This window comes from Vibrio sp. 811 (genome assembly GCF_033339195.1).
Genome location: NZ_JAWOUB010000923.1, coordinates 1 through 523 on the forward strand (window position 1 = coordinate 1; position 523 = coordinate 523).

Genomic DNA, 523 nt, shown 5'->3' on the forward strand with positions numbered 1-523 from the left:
CCAAAGCCTGCACGCGAAATCGTTTTACGTTTAGATTTGATAGTACGCCAAGACCAAACGCAGCTGTTTTACCCGAGCCCGTTTTACCCTGACCAATTACGTCACGCTGATTCAAAATCGCCGGTAAGCTTAACGCTTGAATTGGCGTCATATGGGTGTAGTTCAATGAATCCAGCGTTTCTAGTAGCGCTGGGTTCAGGCCTACTTGGTCAAAAGTTTGTTTGCTCACAGGGAAATATCCTCAGGTGGGATGAAAAAGAGGGCACATTATCGCCAGATTTTCTGGGAAGACCAGTGAAAATTAACCATTGTTAATGAGTATTGAAACAAAAGCGAGTACATTCAGGCACTCTACTATCATTATGGACGACGGACATGACCACTTGGATCACTTTGCCTTTTGCTCAACTAACTACCTTACAACTGTATGAGATGCTGCGCTTACGCGTCGACGTGTTCGTCGTCGAGCAAACTTGCCCGTACCCGGAGCTAGATGGTAAGGATATTATTGACGGCGTTCATC

Annotated in this window: 1 protein-coding gene and 1 pseudogene; one reads left to right on the forward strand and one right to left on the reverse strand. The window is 45.7% G+C overall.

Going from position 1 to position 523, the window contains the following annotated elements; all coding sequences use genetic code 11:
* On the reverse strand, positions 1–229 hold a 229-nt coding region (locus R7Q46_RS30145; RefSeq protein ID WP_318078713.1), incomplete at its 3' end, for a DEAD/DEAH box helicase.
* Positions 230–375: 146 nt separating this feature from the next.
* Here R7Q46_RS30145 and R7Q46_RS30150 point away from each other — a divergent pair.
* A pseudogene (locus R7Q46_RS30150) lies at positions 376–523 on the forward strand (GNAT family N-acetyltransferase); the annotation flags it as partial.